The organism is Methylibium petroleiphilum PM1 (genome assembly GCF_000015725.1).
Lineage (GTDB): Bacteria > Pseudomonadota > Gammaproteobacteria > Burkholderiales > Burkholderiaceae_C > Methylibium > Methylibium petroleiphilum.
In genome coordinates, this window is sequence record NC_008826.1 from 282,880 (window position 1) to 304,306 (window position 21,427).

Here is a 21,427-nt window from a genome sequence, read left to right on the forward strand (position 1 = left end):
ACTTCTCATGTACGCAAACCTCAACGGCATTTCTGTTCAGTCGCAAGCGGACCTGGGCGACACCCGCGGCAACAACGCGGCGTGGTACCTGGTCGACCGTCAATCGCTGCGCGCCAAGTCCGCTCAGTGCGTCCGCGAAGGTCGTGTCCCGGCGCTCCTGCGCCAGCGCCCCTCCAACAAGGAAGGCCTGCCCGTCATCGACGGTCAGCACCTGAACTGAATGGACTCGCTCGACGACCTGCTCGCCGAGTTCCGTCGCAAGCGGGCCGAAAGGACCGCTTCGATCGGCGATGTGAGCAACGGCGCGATCCTGACCTGCGAGTCGGGTCAGCGCTGGGTGTTCTTGTTGCCCGACATGACGGAACCCGGCAAGTGGCGGATGCAGCGTTTCGATGAGCGTGGCTTCTCCGGCCACAGCATCTTCAACACGCAGGACGAGCTCGTCTCGGCAGCTGCCGATGACGGATTCTTCCGCCACGACCCCGGTGCACTGGACCGGCTTCAGGGGACTTCGCTGTTTCAGCGGGGCAACTTCCTGACCGACCTGGTGCAGCGCATCAACGCGCGCGAGCTATCGCACGCAGAGGCTGATCGCCTCCTGGCCGAGTACGACGCTCAGCCAGCTTGACCGAGACGCCCGCCGTGATCCTTGATCCGGTGGGCTTCTTTTTTTCCGCGCACAGCCCTTCGGCCCAGTCGGACACTGCCAGTATCGCCTATACTCTTTCGCAGTACACCTACCTGTTAGGCATTACTCCTCTACCAAGAGCAATCCCGCCCTTGGGCAACTAGGAGTCCGATTAGACAATGGAACTGACTGAATGCCACGTCGCCCTCAGCGTCTCTGCAAGAGCGTTGATCGACTACGTCGACCCCGACACCGGGATGTCGATCTACGGCCAGGAAACGCTCGACGGCATGCGCGAGCGGTACCCGGATGCCGAGGTCGTCTCGTCCTGGGAAGCGGCGCAGCGACTGATCGAGAAGGAGTTCGTTCAGCCGCCGAAACCGATCGGCCGTCAGGAGTGGAACGACATGCTGTGTTCCAAGACACCGCCTGTCGGCCGCTACGGACACGGTCAAACCGAGTCGTTCAGGCTCCCCGACCTGGTCTTCGGCCAGACCGGTGTGATCCTGGCTCGAGACGGTTGGCGCTTCTACAGGCTGATCGACCGAATCGACCTGACCCACCGGGAGATCCTGGCGAAGTGTCGTGCGATGCAGTGACGTAACGGGTCTCTGACCCAGCTTCGTTGCAAGCAATCCGAGAGGCCGCACCCCCATGGGGTGTGGCCTTTTTTCTTGCGTGCGCGCGTATCGCATCCCGCAGGACAAGGACGCATCCCGCGCCCTATCTCCAAGGAGGTCCTCATGGGCTTTGATCAACACGAGCTGGCTCTCGAAGAGCCGCAGGAGGGGGCGAAAGACCTCCAAACGGTGAACCCGCTCGACTACGAGCGCGTGCTCATCTTCTTCTCCGGTGGCAAGGACTCGGTCGCGTGCGTGCTGCACCTGCTCGAGCTCGGCGTCCCGAAGGAACGCATCGAATTGCACCACCACCTGATCGACGGCCGCGAAGGCTCCGAGCTGATGGATTGGCCGGTGACCGAGGCCTACTGCAAGGCCTTCGCCGACGCGATGGGCATTCCCATCACGTTCAGCTGGAAGCAAGGCGGCTTCGAACGCGAGATGCTGCGCAACGGCCAGCCGACAGCGCCCACGATGGTCCCGGTCGGCAACGACATGGTGGCGATCGGAGGCGAAGGTCCGGTGGGCACGCGAATGAAGTTTCCGCAGCTGGCTGCTTCGCTGAACGTGCGCTGGTGCAGCTCGTATCTCAAGATCGGCGTCGGCGCTGCCTACATCACGAACAATCCAAAGTTCGTGCAAGGCAAGACACTGGTGATCACCGGTGAGCGAGCGCAGGAGTCCGCATCGCGGGCGAAGTACCAGACGTTCGAGCCGCACCGCACCGACAACCGCACAGGCGCACGCATCAAGCGATGGATCGACCACTGGCGCCCCGTCCATGCGTGGACGGAGCAGCAAGTCTGGGAGATCATCGAGCGCTGGCGCATAGCTCCGCACCCTTGCTACAGGCTTGGTTGGGGACGTGCCTCGTGCATGCTCTGTATCTTCGGGAGCAAGGACCAGTGGGCGAGCGCCGCGAAGATCGCGCCGAAGAAGGTGATCCGCATCGTCGACTACGAACAGCAGTTCAAGGTCACGATCCACCGAACGCTCAGCGTCGAGCAACTCGTCGCCGCCGGCACGCCGTACAACATGGACGAGCGCCTCATCGCGCTGGCCATGTCCACCGAGTACAACGAGCCGATCATCGTCGAGAACTGGACCCTGCCTGCAGGGGCCTACGGGGAAGGCTGCGGCCCGACCTGATCACCCTCCCGCCCTGGTGCGCGTCTTCGGACGCCCCAGGGCCTTTCTTTTCCTGATCGGTGATCTTCATCACCTCGAGCATGGCAATTCCGCCTGTTTCAAGGAGATCTTCATGAGCAACAACCAACTGGTGCCCAGCGAGGGCGGCGTCGCACTCAACCTGATGGTCGAGCAAGCCTCCTGCGCCGAGGTGGCCAAGTTCACGATGCCCCAGGCAGTGATCATGGTGGCGACGCAGGTGCTGCTGGACCGCGCTGTCGACGACTCGTCGTCCCGGCTTCGCGTCATCGGCGCACGCAAGAGCACCCATCACGGCGCCGACGAGATGTGGTGCGTCCAGGGCCGCGGCAAGCGCAAGATCGGCCTGGTGGTGCCGAGCATCCATCGGCACTACAAGACCTCGATCCTGTCCGTCCTGCGTGTGACCGCGCCGAGCGGCCAGTGCAAGCTGCAGCTGAACGGGATGCCTGGCGCCGGCATGGCGACGGTCTCCCGGTGGGGCGACTCTGGCGAGTGCGAGATCCGCTGGCCGCAAGCCTGGGTCGCGGACTACCTGAACGCCCTGAAGTTCGAGACCATGGGAGCCGAGAACAAGGCCAACATGGCCGCAACCTACGGCGAAACGCCCACGCTGGTGGTCGAAGGCGAGCGCATCGCGCTGCCGTCGATCGCGCAGTGCGGCTATGTGGCACGCGCGCTGGCCGGCGAACACGTCGTCTGCAGCTCGCGCGACCTGGACGCGATCGAACCCTTCATGGCCTGCGGCCTGCCGCTGGTCTCCGGCCCGAACCCGAACCAGGTCGGCATCCTGGACGCCTACACGCTCCAGCTTCCTCCAGCCAGGGCTTGATGGTCAACCACGCAAGAACGGGGCTCTGCCTCGATCCTGCCCAGGGTCTGCGCTCGCGCGCGGACCCTTTTTCTTTGGCGCAAAAGGAAACGGCCGCCCGGGTAAGGGGCGGCCGTGGGTGGGTTCGGCGTCGATCAGTTGACCGCCTGCGAATTCAGGCGGTCGATCAGGATCTTGAAGGCCTGCTCGGACATCTTCTCGGCGTTGCTCGGGCGGCCGAAGAAGACCGCCTGGTCGGCGAGCGCCTTGGCGGAGCCGGGGACGCAGTTGCTCTTGAGCTCGCCGCGCCCGTCGGTGACGAGCAGGATGTCTTCGAGGGCCCCGACGCCCGGCACCTCCCGTTCACGGTACATGATGACTTGCATGTGGAATCTCCAGTGGTGGGTGCTGCAGCGGGATGCTGCCTTGCTCACGGGAATGCCTATCACCGACGCATACTCAACTCCACTCACCTGTTCGTCATCCCGGTTTCGTCAAGCAAGCGCAATGGGTGCGCTTCCATTACCAAGGAAACCAATGATCTACTTCGTCACAGTCCACCTCGAGGACGAGGTGCACGCCGGCCCGCTGGGGTTCACCAAGACGGTCTACCTGTTCACCTGGGGCGTCGATCCCGCCGAGGCCGAGAGGCACGCCCGGGCCTACTGCCTGGGCATCGGGGTGCGGGTTCGCGCTTGCTCCAAGCCCACGCTGTCGCAGAACCAGGACATGGGGCGCCTGACCTTCCCGGAGCAGGTGTACGGTGCGCCGCGCGATCTCGTGGAGCGGGCCATCCGAAGCCACGACTTCGGCGACACGATCACCAACGAGACGCTGCTCACCCTCACGAAGAAGCGCGAGATCGTCCGCCGCGGGCTGGAGGCACTCGCGACCGCCTGATCCTCAATCTGCCCGGCCTCCGGCCAGGCCCGCCCCGTCATCGCTTTGCGTGACGGGGTTTTCTCTTTGGTGGCGTCGCAGTGCGTGTGCCCGATCACCCCAGTGCCAAGAGAGAGCGCATCCCGCGCTCCGGTTCAACTGGAGATCCAAACCTAATGAGCACCCCCAAGCCCGTCCGGGCCTACATCCTGGCGATGGCGTTCGCTGCCAAGTTGCACGAATGGCTGAGCCCGGAGGAGATGGCGGAAGTTGTCGCGCGCAACGCCGCCTCGACAGACCCGCTGGTTTGCGCCTCGCACGACTTCTGCGACGCGAACATGGCGATGGCCGAGGCCTTCGAGGCGACGCAGGGGCGGGAGATTCTCTTCCCGTCCGATGTGGAGTCCGGCGCCTGCACCCAGGAGCAAAGCGATGCCGACCTGGCGCTCTTCAACAGCGCCTGGGATCTGGCCAAGGCCGCCGGCTTCGACGCCGAACAGATCGAGAGCAGGGCCGATGAGTCGATCCTCGATGCCGCAACGCACGCCGCGCTCGACGAGGCCTGCCGGATGATCCAGGATCACCTGGGCGTCACGACGGGTGACTTCGCCGGCATGTACTTCAGCGGCAACGCGTTCGACAGCGTCAAGGCCACGCTTCGCAGCTACCTGGAAGCCGAACGCGCGAGCGCCTCGGCCGACTGACCCAACCCCCCAAGCCCCGCGCATCTCTTGATGCCGGGGCTTTTTCTTCTTGCCTGGTCGCCCTTGGGCCGCGTGTGTTCGGGTGTGGGCGATCCCCTCGTATCAGGGCAATTCCGCCCTGGACCATGCAAGGAGAGATTCATGACTTCACTGCATACCTACGCAGTACGCAAGATTGGCAGCCACCGTGGTTCGCCACGGCTCTGGCTGGAGGGCAGGGAGCCGACCAAGGGAGGTTTCCTGCCGGGCACGCGCTTCAACACGCGTGTCGACACCGGCCGGGCACTCCTGGTGCTGGAGGCGGTCGAAGATGGTGTTCGCATCGTCTCTGGCAAGCAGCGCGGCGACCGGCAGATCCCGGTCATCGACATCAACAGCAAGGAACTGCTCGACATCTTCACGGGTATCGAGGCGGTCCGCGTGATCGTCCAGGAGGGTGTCATCAGCATCCTGCCGCTGGCCTCCGAACTGCGCGCGCGCGAGCGCGTCATTCGGCTGAAGGACGGACTGGCGAACGGAACCCTTTCCACCGGCTCGGTTTCGAGCGGCATCGGGGTGCTTGACCGTGCGGCGCACGAGGGCCTTGAACAGGCCGGCGTGGAGTGCCGCCTGGCCTTCGCGAACGAGATCCGGGAAGACTGCGTCGAGCACATGTGCGATCACAACCCGATCGTGGACCAGCACACCGTGACCCTGACGGCGCCGATGCAGGAGCTCGCGTTCGACGAGTGGGCGATGAGCCGCTTGCCGAAGGTGGACGTTCTGGTCGGCGGCATCCCTTGTTCCGGCGCAAGCAGGGCAGGGCGCGCGAAGCGGGGCGCCTCGCACGCGGAAGCGCACCCCGAAGTCGGTCACCTGATCGTGGCCTTCCTCGCCATCATCGCCAAGGTGAACCCGTCGGCCATCGTGCTGGAGAACGTCCCCGTCTGGGGAACCTCTGCTTCGATGTTCATCCTGCGCAACCAGCTGCGGGACCTGGGATACGACGTCCACGAGACGATCGTCAACTCGGCCGAATGGAACGTGCTCGAGCACCGGGAGCGCCTGTGTGTCGTGGCGGTGACCAAGGGGATCGAGTTCAGCTTCGACGGCCTAGAGCGGCCGGAGCCCGTGAGTCGCCGTCTCGGCGAGATCATGGACGAAGTGCCGGTGGACGCGCCGTGCTGGAGCGAGATGGCCTACCTGAAGGACAAGCGTGCCCGCGACGAGGCCAAAGGCAACAACTTCAAGATGACGGTGCTCACGCCCGACAGCGAGAAGGTGCCTTGCCTGAACAAGTCCTTGTGGAAGCGCCAGAGTTCTGGCAGTTTCTGGAAGCATCCGGACGACAGCAACCTTCTGAGGCTGCCCACAGTGCGTGAACACGCGCGCTGCAAGGGTGTCTGGGAGGATCTGGTCGAAGGTGTCGGCCTGACCTTCGGGCACGAGGCTCTCGGACAATCCGTCACGGTTCCGCCGTTCATCTCGATCTTCAAGCTGCTCGGCCAGGCGCTCAAACGCTTTGCCAGTGAGGCTGAGGCTTCGATCCAACCCTTCGCGCTCCGCGAGCTCAAGGCAGCCTGACCTCAGGCTCAAGCCATCGCGCCACCTGGTCTTCGGACTCGGTGGCGCTTTTCTTTCCGGTGATGAGTTGTGGAAATTCTCCACATCTATTGTCACAACTTCCCGGATCTCGGTTGCGGAGACCGCCGCCTTGACCCGCGCCTGCGGCGACCGCCGCCGCCGTCACTCTGCCTGTGAGGCATCTCCAGATCGCCAAGCAATCCCGCTTGGATCAACTCAGGAGTTGCCCTTTGAGCGACAACGAAGCCTCCCCCCAGAGCCTCGACGGCCTGGAAGTCGAAGTGATGCAGATCCCGGTTCTTTCGACCGCCCACATCACCAAGGCCACCAACGACCTGCTGCACGCCGGCCCCTCGGCCTGGCACCCGCACTGGTTCCACCACTGCGCCGGCTACGAGTTCGGCTGGTTCCTCTCGGTCCCGACCGAGGAGTTCCAGCAGGCCACGGACCCGGCGCCGCCGGCGGACATCCAGGACATCATGGCCTGGGCTCGCAAGCACGGTTTCGGCTGGATCCGCCTGGATTCGGATGGATCCGTCACCAACGAGCTGCCGACGTACGCCTGGTAGTCGTCTAACCCACCCCCGCGCCACCCGTCTTCGGACGTGTGGCGCTTCTCTTTTGCGTTATCTATGCTTGTGCGATACACTACACGTATGCGCAAGCGTTATGCTTGCTTCCGATCCACTAACCACCCCACCACTGCCGATGCCTCTGCCCAAGCCCCCGCGCCGCAAAGCGGCTTCCCTGGACCTTGAACCGGAGCGCGGCGACCGCGAGCCGGGCGTTCCCGTTCTGGAGCTGCGCGGCTCCGAAGCTCGTGGCGGCGGCGGGACTTCTGCCAAGGCGGCGCCGGCGAAGCCCGCTCCGGCCAAGGCCACGGCCCGTGGCAAGGCGGCGCCCAAGCCGGCCGCCAAGCGCGGTGCGCCCGTGAGCGCCAAGACCAAGCTCTTCGTGCTCGATACCAACGTGCTGATGCACGATCCGGTCTCGATCTTCCGCTTCGACGAGCACGACGTCTACCTCCCGATGATCACGCTGGAGGAGCTCGACAACAACAAGAAGGGGACCACGGACGCTTCGCGCAATGCGCGCCAGGTCAGCCGTGAGCTCGACGCCCTGGCCAGCGACCACCTGACACAAGGTCAGGGCCTGCCGCTGTCCAAGACCGGCCGGCGCGAGGCGCGTGGCTCGATCTTCTTCCAGACCGGCGCCCTCGAGATCAAGCTCCCGATGGGGCTGCCGGACACGAAGAACGACAACCAGATCCTCGGCGTGGTGCAGGCGCTGCGCGCCCAGCAGCCCGATCGCCAGGTCGTTCTCGTCTCGAAGGACATCAACGTGCGCATCAAGGCGCGCGCTCTCGGCCTGGACGCCGAGGACTACTTCAACGACAAGACCCTCAACGACGGCGATGTCCTGTACACCGGCTACCTGGCGCTCCCGCCGAACTTCTGGGAGACGCACGGCAAGGGCATGGAGAGCTGGCAGACCCGCGAAGGCACCCGCTACCGCGTCCGCGGCCCGCTGGTCTCCGCCATGTCGGTGAACCTGTTCGTCTACCTGGAGCAGGTAGGCGAGAAGCCGCTGTACGCCAAGGTCGTCGAACACCACGGCACGTCTGCCGTGCTGCAGACGCTGCGCGACTACTCGAACCCGAAGAACAGCGTGTGGGGCGTCGTGGCCAAGAACCGCGAGCAGAGCTTCGCGATGAACATGCTCATGGACCCGGACTGCGACTTCGTGACGCTGGCCGGCAACGCGGGCACCGGCAAGACGCTGATGACGCTGGCGGCGGCGCTGGCCCAGGTGTTCGACGACAAGCGCTACAGCGAGGTGATCATCACGCGCGCCACGGTCTCGGTCGGCGAGGACATCGGCTTCCTGCCCGGCTCCGAGGAGGAGAAGATGTCGCCCTGGATGGGCGCGATCGACGACAACCTGGAGTTCCTCGCCGCCAACACCACGGCGCGCGGCGACTGGAATCGCGCCTCCACGGCCACGAACGACGTGATCCGCAGCAAGCTCAAGATCAAGTCGATGAACTTCATGCGCGGCCGCACGTTCATGAACAAGTTCGTGATTCTGGACGAGGCGCAGAACCTCACGCCGAAGCAGATGAAGACGCTGATCACGCGCGCCGGCCCGGGCACGAAGATCGTCTGCATGGGCAACCTGGCGCAGATCGACACCCCGTACCTCACCGAAGGCAGTTCCGGCCTCACCTACGCCGTCGACCGGTTCAAGGGGTGGGAGCACGGCGGCCACGTCACCCTGGCTCGCGGCGAGCGCTCGCGCCTGGCTGACTTCGCATCGGAAGTCCTCTGACGCAATCCACAAGACCAGACAAGGTACACACCATCATGCGTCCCACTACCCAAATCCTCGCCGTGACGGCGAGCCTCCTTTTCGCTGCAGCGCTGACTGGATGTGGCAAGGAGGAGGCTGTACGGCAGGACAAGGTGCCGGCAGTAGCCTCCAAGGCCTCGGCACCTGCCAGCTCTGCGCTCAACCCCGGCAAGGTGGTCGTGGCCCCCGTGTCGAAGATCGCGTCGGCGCCCGGCATCGACCCGATGAAAGCCTCGACGATCCCGCCCATGCCCGCCTCGGCTCGCGCGGCCGGGCCCGCCGGCGCCGCCTCGGCGCCGGTCAAGGTGGCGTCCAAGTAATTCCTTGCCGCCCAGGAGAAGCCGCCCATGAGGCGGCTTTTTCGTTCGCGGCCTCAACGTGCCACTGAGCGGCGCCAACTTCGATTGCGCGCCCGCGGGTCGGCCTTTGGAATAGACACGCACCGGCAAATGCGATACACTGACAGTATAAGTACGTGTTAAGCACGTGCAGAATACTCGCAAGCAAACCCCAACCTCACCCCCTCAAGCCATGCAAAAACGCCGCTCCCGGTTCTTGCTCGCGCTCGTATCGCTGGCGCTCGCAGCCCAGCCCGTACTTGCCGCGCCACGCTACATGATCAAGGTGCCGGTCGTCGGCATCACATCGCAGCCTGCTGGCGACCTGAGCGTCGCGCCGTCTCCGGCGAATTTTGCTGGCCAAGTGGCTGTCGGCACTGCCGCCGCGCCGCTGAAGCTCACGGTCACCAACAACGGCTTCTCGTCGATCGGCAACTTGTCGGTCTCGATGCCGCAAGGTGCGCCCGATTTCAGCCAGAGCACCGACTGCCCGGCCGCTCTGCCGGGCCGCAGCACTTGCACGATCACGCTGGGCTTCACGCCGTCGACTGACGGCGCACGCACTGGATCTGTGGCGGTGTCGAGCACGGCGGCCAACGGCCTGCAGCTCGTTTCTGTCTCCGGTTCCGGCTCGGTGCCTTCCGTCACCGTCGCGCCGGCCGCCTTCCCTGCAACCCAGGTCGGCGACTCTTCCGTCGCGGCCGTCACGGTCTCGAACACCGGCACCTCGGCCCTCGGCCTCTCGCGTGGCACGCCGACGTCGCCCTTCAGCGTCAGCGGCGGCACTTGCGGCAGCACGCTGGCCGCCGGCGCGAGCTGCCTCTACCAGGTGACCTTCGCGCCGACCAGCTCGGGCTCTGCCACGAGCCCGTTCGCCGTCAACTTCAGCGTCGGCAGCTACTCGTTCTCGCGCACGGCCACGCTCAGCGCGACGGCGCAGGATGCGGCAGCGTCCCTTACCGCCCCCTTGTTCGGTGCGGTGGCGGCGGGCGCGACCAAGGACATCAGTGCGACGCTTCGCAATGACGGCGTTGGCGCGATCACCGTTGGTACCGCTTCTGTCAGCGGCTCCGGCTTCAACCTCACCAGCAACAGCTGCTCCGGCAGTCTCGCGGTCGGCGCCACGTGCTCGATCGGCGTTCGCCTGACCGGCTCTGGCACCAACGCGCACTCGGGCACCTTGTCCGTGGCTACCCAGGCAGGCACGAAGACGGCCGCGCTTTCTGGCCAGAGTGAACAGGCTGTCCTGAGCTTCAACCCGGCCAACTATGCTTTCGGTTCGGTCCAGGTCGCCTCTACGGGCACTCAGGCCTTCACGCTGCGCAACATCGGCAACATTGCCACCGGCGCACTGTCGTTCAACGCTCCGGCCGGCTACAGCGTCTCGGCGCCCAGCTGCGCGACCGGCATTCCCGCGGGCGGCAACTGCGCTGTCTCCGTCACCTTTGCTCCCTCTGCTGCCCAGGCTTACAGCGGCAACGTCGGTGTGACCGGCTCCGCCTCAAGCGCCACGCTTGCGGTCAGCGGCTCTGGCCAGGACGCCAGCGCCACGCTCAGCGCGGTCGCTTTCGGCAACGTGCCGGCTGGCACCAGCGCGCAGGCCGATGCGACCCTGACCAACACCGGCGTTGGCCCGCTCACCCTGAGCGCGCCGAGCGCCAGCGGCGCTGGCTTCAGCGTTGCCACGGGCGGCAGCTGCGGTGCGACCCTTGCGGCCGGCGCCAGCTGCACCATCAAGGTCCAGCTCACGGCTTCCGGCACTTCGGCGCACGCGGGCTCGCTCAGTGTTGCGACGACCGAGGCCGGCACCAAGACGGCTTCTCTGTCTGGCCAGAGCCAGCAGGCCTCGCTCGCCGTTTCGCCCTCGACCGAGGCATTCGGAAACGTGATGGTGGGCCAGACGCCCACTTCGGCGGCGCACACCGTCACCAACAGCGGCAACATCCCCGCTACCGGCATCGCAATCACCGCGCCTCAGGGCTACCAGATCGTCGCTGGCTCGCCGGCATGCTCGTCTTCGCTCGCCGCGGGTGCGTCGTGCAAGTTCAGCATCCAGTTCGCGCCCGGCGCGGCTCAGGCGTACACGGGCAATGTCACGGTGGCCTCGGACAACGCGGGATCGCCCACCGTTGCGGTATCTGGCACGGGACTGCTGAAGTCCACGGCGACGCTCACTTCGCCGGCGACCGTGTTGTTGGCCGACTGGTACCAGACGGGCACGATCACGGGCGGCTTCACCTATCGCAACGACGGCAACACGCCGATGACGCTGGCCAGCCCCGCATTGGCTAGCCCGTTGAGCGTGTCGGCGAACACTTGCACGAGTGTTGCAGCCGGCAGCAGTTGCACGATCACGGTGGCGCTTACCCGCAACGCCAACAACGGCGGCACGTCCTCGCAGTCCTTCATTGCCAGCGGGGCCGACGTCGCGCCCGCGCAGGCCACCGTCAACTGGTCGATCTACTCGGCGATCCCTAACTGGGCGTCCACCAGCCTGTCGTTCGGCAGCATTCAGGTCGGCCAGAGCTCGACCAAGAGCGTCACGCTGACCAACAGCGGCAGCGTGGCCTACAACTGGGCTACCAACAACACGCTCGCCAACGCGCCGGCGGGCTTCAGCTTCGATTTTTCGGCGTGCGCGAACGTCACGCCTGGCGGCTCGTGCGCGGTCAATGTGACCTTCAGCCCGAGCGCGGCGCAGGCCTATGGCGGTTCCAACATCTACCTGACCGCCGCCTCGATCATCGGCAACACGCTGACGCTGTCGGGTTCCGGTGCGGCCCAGTCCGCCTCTATCACCGATGTCGCGTTCGGCAACCAGGCGGCGGGCGCAACCCCGACGCTGACCTCGACGCTGACCAACACCGGCGTTGGTCCGCTGAGCGTGACCGTTCCGGCTGCGGGTAGCGTGACCGGCACCGCCTTCTCGTTCGTCAGCACGAACTGCGGCTCCAGCCTCGCTGTCGGCGGCTCGTGCACGACCACCGTGCGCTACACCGCCAGCGGCACCGCCGCTGCGTCCGGCTCGCTGACCATCGCCACTGGCGCTGGCAGCAAGGTCGCGGCGCTGTCCGGCCAGAGCCAGCAAGCTATCGTTTCGGTCAGCCCGACGAGCCGCGCCTTCGGCAACGTCCAGGTAGGACAGACTTCGACCTCGGCTGCGCACACCGTTTCCAACACCGGCAACATCGCGGCGACCTCGCTGTCGATCAGCGCTCCGACGGGCTACTCGATCACTGGCAACACCTGCTCGACCAGCCTCGCGGCCGGCGGCAGCTGCTCGTTCACGATCACCTTCACCTCGGGTGCTGCGCAAGACTACAGCGGCAACGTGATCGTCTCCACGGCCAACGGCGGCTCGCCGACGGTGGCTGTGTCGGGCACAGGCCAGGCGCCTTCGGCCTCGATCACCGACATCGCGTTCGGCAACCAAGCCGCCGGCGCGACGCCGACGCTGACTTCGACGCTGACCAATACCGGCGTGGGCTCGATCAGCGTGACCGCGCCGTCTGCGGGTAGCGTGACCGGCACCGGCTTCTCGTTCGTCAGCACGAACTGCGGCTCCAGCCTCGCTGTCGGCGGCTCGTGCACGACCACCGTGCGCTACACCGCCAGCGGCACCGCTGCCGCGTCCGGCTCGCTGACCATCGCCACCGGCGCTGGCAACAAGGTCGCTGCACTGTCCGGCCAAAGCCAGCAGGCGATCGTGGGCGTCTCGGCGACCAGCCGCGCGTTCGGTAGCGTGCAGGTGGGCCAGAGCTCGACCTCGGCAGCGCACACGGTGTCCAACACCGGCAACATCGCGGCGACCTCGCTGTCGATCAGCGCGCCGACGGGCTACTCGATCACCGGCAACACATGCTCGACCAGCCTCGCGGCCGGCGGTAGCTGCACCTTCACGATCACGTTCAGCCCGAGCGCGGCGCAGGCCTACAACGGCAATGTGAGCGTGGCCACGGCCAACGGCGGCTCGCCGACGGTGGCTGTGACCGGTGCGGGCGCGGCGCAGGCTGCGACGATCACCGACATCGCGTTCGGCAACCAGGCGGCGGGCGCAACCCCGACGCTGACCTCGACGCTGACCAACACCGGCGTTGGTCCGCTGAGCGTGACCGTTCCGACCGCTGGCAGCGTGACCGGCACCGGCTTCTCGTTCGTCAGCACTACCTGCGGCACCAGCCTCGCGGCCGGCGCCAACTGCACGACGACCGTTCGCTACACGGCCAGCGGCACCGCCGCTGCGTCCGGCTCGCTGACCATCGCGACCGGCGCAGGCAACCAGGTGTCCGACCTGTCGGGTCAGAGCCAGCAGGCCATCCTGAGCCTGACGTCGTCGCTGGCATTCGGCACCATCCAGGTCAACGACACCAAGGATCTGGTCGCGACCCTGAACAACACCGGCAACATCGCGGCGACGACCACGGCGCGTTCGATCGCGGGCACCGGCTTCGCCATCAATGCGACGACCTGCAGCACGAGCCTGGCCGCCGGCGCAAGCTGCACGATCACCGTGCGCTACTCGGCGCCCAGCGCAGCCTCGCATTCGGGCACGCTGACGGTGACGTCCGCCAACGCGGCGACCGACACCTCGTCGCTGTCTGGCACCGGCAGGGCCGCTTCGGCGACGTTGAGCGCTCCGGCGCACGGCACGATGGCAGCAGGCTCGACCAAGGACGTGACTGCGATCCTGAGCAACACCGGCATCGCCCCGATGTCGGTCACGGTGCCGACGGCCGGGTCGGTGTCCGGCTCTGGCTTCAGCTTCGTCTCCACGACGTGCTCGACGTCGCTCGCTGCGGGCGCGGACTGCAGCATCGTCGTGCGCCTGACGTACTCCGGCACGACCGCTCACAGCGGCACGCTGTCGGTGGGCACTGAGGCCGGCACCAAGACGGCTTCGCTGTCCGGTCAGAGCCAGGCGGCGGTTGTCGGGTTCTCCGGGTCCAGTGTTGCCTTCGGCAACGTCACGGTCGGCAACACCGTTGTCTCTGCAACGCAGACGGTGACCAACAGCGGCAACGTCGCAGCGACTTCGCTGGCGATCACTGCCCCGACCTTCGCGCCGAACTATCCCTACTTCATCGGCGCCAACACCTGCGGCAGCTCACTCGCTGCCGGGGCCAGCTGCACGTTCACGATCAGCTTCACGCCGCAGGCTGCCCAGGCCTTCAACGGCAACGTGACGCTGACCTCCGCCAACGGTGGTTCGGATGCGTTGGCCGTAACCGGCACCGGAACGCAATCACTGCAGTTGGAAGTGCAGACGCTTGCTGTCACAGGGAAAGAGGCGCAATGCGGAGCCACCAGCGCTTGGTACAACCACGCCTTCACGGGGGACGTGGGTGGGCAAAGCTGGAACTGCACGCCGCAGACCTGGAACCTGCGCTTGACGAACAAGACGGCGTCCACGATGACGATCGGCTCCTTCACCAAGACCAGCGCCTCCTGGACGATTGCATCGAACAGCTGCGGCACTACGCTGGCCGCCGGTGCGAGCTGCGTGGTGGCCATCAAGTCGCCCACGTACACATCCAGCAACTCCTCGAGCACGTACGTGCGGTGGACTACGGTCGGCATCGACAAGTACGTCTACATCTACTAACCCATCGGCCTTAGCCGCCTTCAGAAGGCCCACCCGAAACGGTGGGCCTTTTTTCGTCTACGCGCCTGTCCGCCATCCCCTCTGGCAAGTGCAAAGCGCATCCCGCGCTCACCCAACAGGAGAACCCATGAAGACCATCATCTACACCTACGAAGAGGGGCGCGTGCCCAGCGACGGCTCCGGCCGCAAGAGAACTGTCAAGCTGTGGTTTGTCCGGCGCAACAAGCCGGTCGAGATCGGCGAGTACAAGGCGGCTTTCATCGGCGAGTACCAGCTGGTGATGGAGGCCCTGAAGCACTTCAAAGCGCTTCCCGCCAAGGCTTTCGAGCGCCGCGGCCCGAGCAACACGCTGGCCTACCAGTCCGCGGAAAAGCTGCGCGAGGCCGGCATCGCCGACCTGATCCGCCTGTAATGGTGGGGCAGGAGATGAAGCTGCGCGCAGTGCTGCACCACGGACAGCAAAACCTCACGAAGACCGAGCTGACCGTCGAGGCTGAGTTCGCGGCCAACGCCGCACGCCAACTCGCGGCCCAGGTCGACGCCACGTCACGGGTCCTGCCGGGTCGGCTCGAGCAGCCGACCGCAGAAGGCAAGACCTGGTCGTTTGGTGTGACCGGATTCGGGCAACGAATCTGGGTCTACGAGATCCGCTAACCCCCACGCCCGCCGCGATCGCATGATCCGGCGGGCTTCTTCTTTCAGCTGGTCAGGCGCCCGCGGTGAAGCGCGCGCTGCAGTCGCCGCAGTCGACGTTGATGTTGGGCTTGGCCCAGATGTTCGTCTTGCAGCCCGGGCAGGTGTACTTCAGGCGATTGGAGGCATTCGCCTTGGTCGCAGCGCCGGCCGGCGCGCCTCCCGCGCGCTCCTCGGCACTCTCGACCATCGCCACGTCCAGGCCGGCGTCGATGGGCGGCGCCGAGAGCATTGGCACCTTCACGACCTGCCCATCAGCCCCGTCCGTCTCGCCGCCACCGTCCGAAGCCCCTTCTTCCTGATCGGTCGCAGCATCGTCGTGCTCGAGGCTGGCTGCGTCCTGCTTGGGCCCGTCCGTCTGCGCGCCAGGCTTCGACGGCACGCTGACAGTCACGCCGTTGGCGTAGTCGAAGTCCTTCGGACAGGCCATCGGGAAGCGATCGAACCAGACGATGCCGAAGGAGGTGCGCAGAAGCTCCTTGCAAGCCTGGATGAACAGGCCGTCCGCCAGCACGTAGTGCGACATCTTCTCGCCGACTTCCTTGCCGCCAGGCCGGCCTGTGCTGCTCGGGTGAAGGCCGATCTGCTTCATCTTGGCGGCCCACTCCTTGTCGTGATAGCAGCGCCGCGGCGGGTTGCCCCCATGTTCCCGCCACTGGTGTGTCATCTCGTGACCGAGCGTCGACAGCGTGTCCTCGATCGGCCTGGTGGCGAAGTAGCCTGGGTTCATGTTGATCTCGTCGGCCTTGGCGCCGCTGCGATCCACGTACCTGGCAGAGGAGTAGTGGCCGAGCGACCGGCCGGTTCGCTGCATCGTGATGAGCGCGCCCGGCAGTTCGTTGTCGAAGAGACGTTCGTTGAAGAAGTCATAGGCGCGCTGCAGTTCTTCGTAGCACTCCTGGGTCGCGCGCAGCGCAGCTCGTTCGGACTTCACGGTCTGGGGAACCTTTGTTGTGGTGCGCCCTCAGAGGGGTGATCGGCGCCCGGTTGCAATACATAACAAGTACGTGTAATAATAGCCGAATCGAAACGCAAACTCAACGGTCACCTCTCCAGCCCCCTATGAAACGCACCATCCTCACCCTGGCCGCCGCGGCCGCCACCCTCTTCGCCGGCGCCGCCCTGGCCGACGCGAAGACCGACTCGATCCTCCTGAACCTCAAGGTCAAGTACCCGGCGACGACGTTCACCGGCGTGCGCGCCACGCCCCTGCAGGGCATCTACGAAGTGCAGATGGGCCGCAACCTGGCCTATGTCGACGAGTCGGGTCGCACGTTCCTGTTCGGCTCCATGTACGACATGGAGGCGCGCTCGGACCTGACCGCTGCCCGCAAGACCGAGCTCGGCATCCAGGACGCGCCGGCGCCGCAGCAGCAGCGTGCCGAGGCTCCCCCGATCAAGTGGTCCGATCTGCCGATGGCCGATGCCATGGTGCGCGTGATCGGCAAGGGCGAGCGCAAGCTGGCTCTGTTCAGCGATCCCGACTGCCCGTTCTGCCGTCAGCTCGAGCGCGAGCTGGAGAAGCTGGACAACGTGACCATCTACACCTTCCTGTACCCGCTGGCGTCGCTGCACCCCGGCGCGCCGGCCAAGTCCGAGAACATCTGGTGTGCCGGCGAGAAGGCGCGCAACAAGGTCTGGATCGACCAGATGATCGGTGGCAAGACGCCCCCTGCTGCGAAGGCCTGCGCCACCCCGCTCGAGCGCAACGTCGCGCTGGGAGACTCGCTGAACGTGCGTGGCACGCCGACCATGTTCACCTCCGACGGCCGCAGGATCTCCGGCGCGATGCCGGCCGCGCGCATCGACGCGTGGCTGAACGCGGGCAAGTGATGTTTCGCCGCGCCCTTCGAGCTGCCGCCTTGTGGGCGGTCTACTTCACCGGCGTCTTCGCAGCCACGTTGCTCGCGTTGTTCGGGGTGAGCTGGGCCGCCGGCAGCTGGTCTGCCGACGCGGACTTCGCCCACATGGCGCGCATCGCGCTGGCAGTCGTCGTCGCCGCGGCGGTTCTTCACACCTTGCGCCTGGAAAGGGACGCGCATGCCGATCCTGAGTCGCAGCTGGGCTGACCCGGCTCGCCTGATCTTCGTGACCGCGGTGCATGCCGCGGTCTTTCTTCTGGCCGCGCCGTCAGCCACTGCGCAGCAGCTGGGCGTCTACGGCAACGTCTGGGAGATCCGAGAGCCCGATGCGATCGACGCGCTGAAGGGCAAGCTCACCCAGATGGAGAAGAAGGGCGAGCTCAAGCGCATGTGGGAAAACTACCGGGACCGCTACGTGGCCTCGATCGAGAACCCGGCGCCGATCCGCGGCATCAGCAAGGCGACGGCGCCGGCTGTGCGCACCTTCGATCCTTCCGTCGTCTTCGGCGATGACGTGACCGACCCGAGCAGCGGCAAGCTGCTGGTCAAGGCCGGCACGAGGGTCAACCCGCTGGACTACACGCCGCTGACGAAGGCCCTGATCTTCATCGACGGTCGCGACCCGGCCCAAGTCGCCTTCGCCAAGGCCCGCTCCGACGCCAATCCGCGCGACAAGGTGATCCTGGTGGCCGGCTCGTTCCTCGAGCTGAACCGGAAGTGGGGCCGCGTGACGTACTTCGACCAGCGCGGCCACCTGACCACGCGCTTCGGCATCAAGCGTGTGCCGGCAGTGGTCAGCCAGAAGGGCCGCGCGCTGCAGATCGAAGAGTTCGCCAACCTGCCTGCCGCGACGCCGGTCGTGAAGAAGTGACCTACATGTTCCGCATCAACATCAAGCCTCTGCGCAGCGCCGCCATGGCGGTGCTGGCCGCCGTCGCCGCCATCGCATCGAGTCCGGCTTCCGCTGACTCTATGTGCCAGGGCAGCTTCCCCAACCTGATCACGGACGTCTGCTGGTCGTGCACGTTCCCGCTGAAGCTGTTCGGCCAGGCGGCGTTCGACAGCGCTGGCGGCGAGGACTACGCGTCCTCCGACAAGACGTCGGTGTGCACCTGCAAGAGCCCGCCCACGGTCGGCATCCCGACGAGCTTCTGGGAGCTCAACCAGATGACGGACGTGACCACCACGCCCGGCTGCTTCCCCATGCTCGGTGGAGCGAAGGTGAACGTGGGCGTGAACGCCGACGCCTATGGTCACAACGGCAACAACGAGCAGGGTGGCATGGCCCAGGCACGCGAGTCGTTTCGCCAGGTCAACCTGTACATCAACCCCGCGATGTACATCATGGGTGCCGTGCTGGACAACTCCTGCATGGACAACCGCGGCATCGACATCCCGTGGGTGAGCTTCGCGGACCCGACGCACAACGACGAAGAGCTCGCGAACATCCTGACCCCGTACGCGTTCCCGTTCGGCTCGATGGTCGCGATCGGCGCCATGTCGGCCGATGCTGTCGCAGCCACCGCGGGCTTTCCGATCCCGGAGATCTTCTGGGCGGCGGGTTCGTTCGGCCCGATGTACCCGCTAACAGGCACGAACCAGGCGCACCTTTCGAATGAGCAGTCCGCGCGCCTGCAGACCACGCGCGTGCTGGCCAAGCTGCATGCCGCCGGCACGCAGTGGGCGGCCGCGGGCAACGACGCGATGTGCAGCTACTACCCACAGATCATCATGGACAAGCGCCAGTACAAGCTGCAGCGCCTGTACCCGCGTCCGCAGACGGAGAAGATCAACGGCAAGTGCTGCGACCCCATCGGCCGTACCACCATCCTCACCGAGTCGGGCACGGAAGCCCCGCTCTCCACCTTCAGGGACTTTGGCTATGCGATTTTCCGCAAGCGCGATTGCTGTTCTGGCGCTTTCCCTTGAGATCGGCGGCGCGATCGCGCAGCCGGCCGTGCAGCCCTCGACCACGCCACAGATGCCGTCGGATCAGCAGATCCGGGCGGTGATGGAGCAGCAGCGCAAGGGGCTCAAGGACCAGGGCGTCTTGGGGGCCGGCGCCGCCTCTCGGGTGCAGCCTGTCGCGCCCGGCACCTACAAGACCGAGGTGTTCCCCGGCACGCTGCCGGACGCCGCCGGCAAGAAGCGCGACACGCCAACCGGCGACAACCTCGAGGAGCTGGTCAGCAAGTACAACAGCGCACTGCGTGGCGACGCGCCGAAGGCCGTGTCAGCTCGCGGTGACCTGGTGGTCTTCGTCTCGCTCTCGATGCCGAAGGAAGTGCTGACCGAGTTGTCGCGCCAGGCCAAGGAGATGGGTGCGATGCTGGTCCTTCGCGGCTTCAAGGACGGCAGCGTCGACAAGACGCGTATTGCAGCCCAGGAGGTCAACCCGTCCGGCGCGCCATGGGAGATCCACCCGGACCTGTTCAAGGCGTTCAAGGTGAACAAGGTGCCGACGATTGTCCTGGCCAACGCGGCGTCAGGCTCGCTCGACGAGGAGGGCTGCGCCCCGGAGGCGACCTACGGCTCCGTCAGCGGCAACGTCTCGCTCGAGCTCGCGCTGAACACGCTGCGCCTGCGCGGCCGTCCGGACATCGCCAAGCTCGCCGAGTTGCGCCTGGCCGATCTGCGCTCGCGCAACGCGCCTGCGAAGCTGCGCTGAGCGTCTTCATCACCGCGCCCATGGCGCGCTTCGGCGCGCCCTTTGTTTTTCTGGACGCCAGGTCCCAGGCACCGTTCGAAGGGAGGCGGGCAGGGCGGTTTCGTCACTAGATGCGCAAACGAAAACGCGGCCCGAAGGCCGCGTTGACTTTCACTCTCTGCTGCAGTATCTTCTAGTCTAATGCCGAAGTGAGCACTTACATGCTAAAACGGAATTTCGTCGTCAAACCCGTCCCCTGCCGTGGCCGGCTGACGCGCTTGCTGACGCGGCGCTGGTGCGGGAGCTGCGGCGCGCTGTTGCGGGCGCTGTCCACCGCCGTAGCCGCCGCCACCGCCTTCGCCGCGGGACTGGCCGCCTTGGCCGCCGCTCTGGCCGCCTTCGCCGCCGCCGAGCAGCTGCATCTCGTTGGCAACGATCTCGGTGGTGTACTGGTCCTTGCCGTCCTTGTCCTGCCACTTGCGGGTCTTCAGGCGACCCTCGATGTAGACGGGGCGGCCCTTCTTCAGGTACTCGCCGGCGATCTCGGCCAGGCGGTCATAGAGAACGACGCGATGCCATTCGGTCTCTTCCTGCTTCTCTCCGGAGTCCTTGTTCTTCCAGTTGCGCGTGGTGGCCACGCTGATGTTGCAGACCGCCGAGCCCGAGGGGGTGTAGCGGACTTCGGGGTCTCGACCCAGGTTGCCCAGAATGTGGACCTTGTTGACGCTTGCCATGGATGCAGGTTTCCTTTCCGTTGATCCGTTAGTTGGCTCCGCGCGCGATGCGCGGCTTTCGTTTGTTGATCGGAAACCGGCCCTATGCCGATCCGACAGCCTCCACTATACCAACACGTAGTATTAAACGCAAGCACACGACGTATGCATGCGTGTTGTGCTGCCAAGACGTGGCCCTTGGAATGTCTGGACGATACAGGCGGCGTATATGACAATGTTGGTCCATGAGCGCAACCCTTGTCCCTGCCCACGTGGCACTTCCCTTCGGCGTCATCGGCGACACCCGCATCGCGCACGCCGTGACCCCCGAGCACCTTCGTGTCAACGGCGGGCTCTACTCCATGGCGCGCTTCGACCTGGCCGACGGCCGCCGCCTCTTCGTCGTCTCCGAGCTCGCCGAAAACGATGGCCCCTCGGTCACCAACGCTGCGGAAACGATCGCGACCGCGATCCTGTCCAACTACGCCAGCGACCTGGAGCCGAGCCAGGTGGTCTTCTTGGAACACTACGACGACGAGTTCTCATACTCGTTCATGCGCGCGGCCGGCCGCGCGAACCGCGTCAGCTTCGACCGCTGGGAGATCACCTGGCAGGGCCGCCGTGCGGTGTTCGTCGACTGGATGCCCGTCTTCAACTCAGGCACGCACTGACGCCTGGCCGCCCTGCCGCGCAGGGCCCAGAAAGGACAAAGGCCACTCGGTCGCAACCGGTGGCCTTTGTCGCTTTTCACTCTGAGTCGGGGGCGTCCCTCCCGACCGGATCGAGCGACTCGTTGATCGCTTGAATGTTCCCCGTCGGTGGGCGAGCTTGTCCCCCGGAAATGCCTATCA

At 65.8% G+C, this 21,427-nt stretch carries 23 protein-coding genes; 20 read left to right on the plus strand and 3 right to left on the minus strand.

Annotated features, from left to right (window positions below):
• The first annotated feature begins 7 nt into the window (after positions 1-7).
• The 5 genes from MPE_RS21130 (at position 8) to MPE_RS21150 (ending at position 3,247) form a co-directional block, all read left to right on the plus strand.
• A complete protein-coding gene (locus MPE_RS21130) occupies positions 8-220 on the plus strand; it encodes a hypothetical protein (protein ID WP_041930394.1) in 213 nt (70 codons plus the stop codon).
• On the plus strand, positions 221-628 hold the full coding sequence (locus tag MPE_RS21135; protein WP_011831697.1) for a hypothetical protein: 408 nt from the start codon (positions 221-223) through the stop codon (positions 626-628).
• 227 nt (positions 629-855) lie between these two features.
• On the plus strand, positions 856-1,227 hold the full coding sequence (locus tag MPE_RS21140; RefSeq protein ID WP_041930395.1) for a hypothetical protein: 372 nt from the start codon (positions 856-858) through the stop codon (positions 1,225-1,227).
• A 144-nt stretch (positions 1,228-1,371) separates the two neighbouring features.
• A complete protein-coding gene (locus MPE_RS21145) occupies positions 1,372-2,397 on the plus strand; it encodes a phosphoadenosine phosphosulfate reductase domain-containing protein (RefSeq protein ID WP_011831699.1) in 1,026 nt (341 codons plus the stop codon).
• Between the two features lie 112 nt (positions 2,398-2,509).
• Positions 2,510-3,247, plus strand: coding sequence for a hypothetical protein (locus MPE_RS21150; protein WP_011831700.1), 738 nt, complete (start codon positions 2,510-2,512; stop codon positions 3,245-3,247).
• 134 nt (positions 3,248-3,381) lie between these two features.
• On the opposite strand, the gene MPE_RS21155 is transcribed toward MPE_RS21150, so the two are convergent.
• Positions 3,382-3,612 (minus strand): hypothetical protein, encoded by a 231-nt coding sequence (locus tag MPE_RS21155; RefSeq protein ID WP_041930396.1) that lies wholly within the window; start codon positions 3,610-3,612, stop codon positions 3,382-3,384.
• Positions 3,613-3,763: 151 nt separating this feature from the next.
• On the opposite strand from MPE_RS21155, the gene MPE_RS24160 reads away from it, so the two are divergent.
• From MPE_RS24160 to MPE_RS21200, 9 genes are all read left to right on the plus strand, one after another.
• Positions 3,764-4,126, plus strand: a complete 363-nt coding sequence (locus MPE_RS24160) for a hypothetical protein (protein ID WP_041930397.1) — start codon at positions 3,764-3,766, stop codon at positions 4,124-4,126.
• Positions 4,127-4,281: 155 nt separating this feature from the next.
• A complete protein-coding gene (locus tag MPE_RS21165) occupies positions 4,282-4,809 on the plus strand; it encodes a hypothetical protein (protein WP_011831702.1) in 528 nt (175 codons plus the stop codon).
• Positions 4,810-4,950: 141 nt separating this feature from the next.
• Positions 4,951-6,372 carry a DNA cytosine methyltransferase gene (locus MPE_RS21170; protein ID WP_011831703.1) on the plus strand — a complete coding sequence of 474 codons (1,422 nt, stop codon included), beginning with the start codon at positions 4,951-4,953 and terminating at the stop codon, positions 6,370-6,372.
• Between the two features lie 230 nt (positions 6,373-6,602).
• Positions 6,603-6,941 carry a DUF5983 family protein gene (locus MPE_RS21175; protein ID WP_011831704.1) on the plus strand — a complete coding sequence of 113 codons (339 nt, stop codon included), beginning with the start codon at positions 6,603-6,605 and terminating at the stop codon, positions 6,939-6,941.
• 139 nt (positions 6,942-7,080) lie between these two features.
• Positions 7,081-8,700: a PhoH family protein gene (locus MPE_RS21180; RefSeq protein WP_041930398.1), complete on the plus strand. Its 1,620-nt coding sequence runs from the start codon at positions 7,081-7,083 to the stop codon at positions 8,698-8,700.
• Between the two features lie 35 nt (positions 8,701-8,735).
• Positions 8,736-9,041, plus strand: a complete 306-nt coding sequence (locus tag MPE_RS21185; RefSeq protein ID WP_148211115.1) for a hypothetical protein — start codon at positions 8,736-8,738, stop codon at positions 9,039-9,041.
• A 235-nt stretch (positions 9,042-9,276) separates the two neighbouring features.
• On the plus strand, positions 9,277-14,661 hold the full coding sequence (locus MPE_RS21190) for a beta strand repeat-containing protein (RefSeq protein WP_158304643.1): 5,385 nt from the start codon (positions 9,277-9,279) through the stop codon (positions 14,659-14,661).
• 127 nt (positions 14,662-14,788) lie between these two features.
• Positions 14,789-15,073 (plus strand): hypothetical protein, encoded by a 285-nt coding sequence (locus MPE_RS21195; protein ID WP_011831707.1) that lies wholly within the window; start codon positions 14,789-14,791, stop codon positions 15,071-15,073.
• Positions 15,074-15,087: 14 nt separating this feature from the next.
• On the plus strand, positions 15,088-15,315 hold the full coding sequence (locus tag MPE_RS21200) for a hypothetical protein (protein WP_148211116.1): 228 nt from the start codon (positions 15,088-15,090) through the stop codon (positions 15,313-15,315).
• A gap of 52 nt (positions 15,316-15,367) precedes the next feature.
• Here MPE_RS21200 and MPE_RS21205 read toward each other — a convergent pair whose 3' ends face one another.
• Positions 15,368-16,288 carry a SprT-like domain-containing protein gene (locus tag MPE_RS21205; protein ID WP_011831708.1) on the minus strand — a complete coding sequence of 307 codons (921 nt, stop codon included), beginning with the start codon at positions 16,286-16,288 and terminating at the stop codon, positions 15,368-15,370.
• 128 nt (positions 16,289-16,416) lie between these two features.
• Between MPE_RS21205 and MPE_RS21210 the strand changes: the two genes are divergently transcribed.
• From MPE_RS21210 to trbC, 5 genes are read left to right on the plus strand one after another with little or no spacing between them, the layout of a single operon-like run.
• Positions 16,417-17,187: a DsbC family protein gene (locus MPE_RS21210; protein WP_041930402.1), complete on the plus strand. Its 771-nt coding sequence runs from the start codon at positions 16,417-16,419 to the stop codon at positions 17,185-17,187.
• Positions 17,187-17,423 (plus strand): hypothetical protein, encoded by a 237-nt coding sequence (locus tag MPE_RS23585; RefSeq protein WP_112183011.1) that lies wholly within the window; start codon positions 17,187-17,189, stop codon positions 17,421-17,423. The genes MPE_RS21210 and MPE_RS23585 overlap by 1 nt, the downstream gene beginning before the upstream one ends.
• The gene (gene traW, locus MPE_RS21215; protein ID WP_011831711.1) at positions 17,395-18,087 is read left to right on the plus strand and encodes a type-F conjugative transfer system protein TraW; all 693 of its coding nucleotides are present in this window, start codon (positions 17,395-17,397) and stop codon (positions 18,085-18,087) included. The genes MPE_RS23585 and traW overlap by 29 nt, the downstream gene beginning before the upstream one ends.
• A 5-nt stretch (positions 18,088-18,092) precedes the next feature.
• Positions 18,093-19,145: a TraU family protein gene (locus MPE_RS21220; RefSeq protein WP_237706429.1), complete on the plus strand. Its 1,053-nt coding sequence runs from the start codon at positions 18,093-18,095 to the stop codon at positions 19,143-19,145.
• Between the two features lie 28 nt (positions 19,146-19,173).
• Positions 19,174-19,884, plus strand: a complete 711-nt coding sequence (gene trbC, locus MPE_RS21225) for a type-F conjugative transfer system pilin assembly protein TrbC (protein ID WP_237706430.1) — start codon at positions 19,174-19,176, stop codon at positions 19,882-19,884.
• A 203-nt stretch (positions 19,885-20,087) separates the two neighbouring features.
• Here the strand turns inward: trbC and MPE_RS21230 are convergent, their stop codons facing one another.
• Positions 20,088-20,597, minus strand: coding sequence for a single-stranded DNA-binding protein (locus MPE_RS21230; protein WP_011831714.1), 510 nt, complete (start codon positions 20,595-20,597; stop codon positions 20,088-20,090).
• A 224-nt stretch (positions 20,598-20,821) separates the two neighbouring features.
• On the opposite strand from MPE_RS21230, the gene MPE_RS21235 reads away from it, so the two are divergent.
• Positions 20,822-21,247, plus strand: coding sequence for a hypothetical protein (locus tag MPE_RS21235; protein WP_011831715.1), 426 nt, complete (start codon positions 20,822-20,824; stop codon positions 21,245-21,247).
• The last annotated feature ends 180 nt before the right edge of the window (positions 21,248-21,427 follow it).